The 1,531-nt window shown below is 73.6% G+C and carries 2 protein-coding genes; one reads left to right on the top strand and one right to left on the bottom strand.

Annotated features, from left to right (window positions below; all coding sequences use genetic code 11):
• Positions 1 to 836: NADPH-dependent FMN reductase (locus AB0J52_RS40020; RefSeq protein ID WP_500188392.1), on the bottom strand; the 836-nt coding region annotated here is incomplete at its 3' end.
• Between the two features lie 31 nt (positions 837 to 867).
• Between AB0J52_RS40020 and AB0J52_RS40015 the strand changes: the two genes are divergently transcribed.
• Positions 868 to 1,398 carry a MarR family winged helix-turn-helix transcriptional regulator gene (locus AB0J52_RS40015; RefSeq protein ID WP_500188390.1) on the top strand — a complete coding sequence of 177 codons (531 nt, stop codon included), beginning with the start codon at positions 868 to 870 and terminating at the stop codon, positions 1,396 to 1,398.
• Positions 1,399 to 1,531 lie beyond the last annotated feature (133 nt).

Genomic DNA, 1,531 nt, shown 5'->3' with positions numbered 1-1,531 from the left:
TCGGGCCCGGCGGAACGGGTGCGGACCATGCCCAGCAGCCTGCCGTCGAGCCAGAGGCCGGTGGTCCGCCATGCCGCCAGCCACTCGCGCACCTCGTCCAGGGACTCGTGCAGCGGGGGGATGGCGAGGGTGTCGTTGACGACGGCCTCGTCCACCCAGCAGGCCCGCTGGAGGACGGTGACCTCGGGCGCGTCGTCCGGGGTCAGCGGCCTGGCGTAGGAGCCGGGCAGGGGGCCGGGCACGCTCCCGGGGCGGATGCGGTCGCGCATCGGACGCAGGGCGCGGGAGACGCGGACCAGCTCGTCCAGCAGGCCGGCGGCCGCCTCGTCGCGGGCGGCGTCCGGCCGCAGCCGCCCCTCCTGGACGGCGTCGCCGATGCGGATCGCGACCGTGGCCCCGAGCGGGACCATGCGCAGCGTGGTCACCACCTGCTTGGCGTGCTGGACGGACCGGGTGCCCGCCGAGGTGTTGCCGTAGCTGACGAAGCCGACCGGCTTCCACGCCCACTCCGGGCCGAGGTAGTCCAGCGCGTTCTTCAGGGTCGCCGGCATCCCATGGTTGTACTCGGGGGTGACCACGACGAAGCCGTCGGCGGCGTCCGCGATCGCGCTCCAGCGGCGGGTGTGCTCGTTGCGGTAGACGCCCGAGGACGGATGCTCCTCCTCGTCCAGGAAGGGCAGGCCGAGGTCGCCGATCGACAGCGGGACGAGCTCGGCGCCCAGTTCGGCCGCGCGCGGGGCGACCGCGTCGACCAGCCACCGCCCGACGGCCGGGCCGAGGGCGCCGGGGCGGGTGCTGCACACCAGGACGAGGACCCGGAGGGTTTTCGTTGACATGGAAACGAACCTTAGGTGCTAGGTTGATGACATGTCAACGAAATCGTCGGCGCCGGACGTTCGGCCCGAGGACGCGGAGGGCGGGAGCGCGCCGCAGGGTGGTGTGCGGTGGCTGGATCCGGACGAGGAGCGGGCCTGGCGGGCCTTCCGGCGGATCATGGTCGCCGTCCAGGAGGGCACGGCGCGCGACCTGGCGGCGATCGGTTTGTCCGAGCCCGACTACGAGGTGCTGAGCACGCTGTCGGAACGTCCCGGCAACACCAGCACGCTGGGCGAGCAGGCCGGGAAGATGGGCTGGTCGCGCAGCCGGCTGTCCCGGCACGCGACCCGGATGGAGGCCCGCGGCCTGCTCCGCCGCTCCCCCGACCCGTCCGACGGCCGGGGCTGCCTCCTCACGCTGACCGGACAGGGCCTGGACGCGCTGGAGAACGCCGCGCCCGCCCACCTGGAGTCGGTGCGCCGCCACTTCGTCGACCGCCTCACCCCGGACGACCTCGCCGCCATCGAGAAGATCGCCGAGAGGGTCGGCCGGCCGACTGCCGAGGACGCCACCGGAGACTAGGCCGACACGTCGCGTCCATCGGACCGGGGCTGTCGGGGCTAGGGCCTGTTTCAAAGTGGCCTCAGCCCCGCGCGCGAACGCGTTACCTGCCCGGTGGAGCGATGCCGAAGGCGAGCGGAACCGGGCAGATCGC

The sequence above is a fragment of the Spirillospora sp. NPDC049652 genome (genome assembly GCF_040675125.1).
In the GTDB taxonomy this organism is placed as follows: Bacteria; Actinomycetota; Actinomycetes; order Streptosporangiales; family Streptosporangiaceae; genus Spirillospora.
This window is presented reverse-complemented; position numbering and strand designations above follow the sequence as displayed.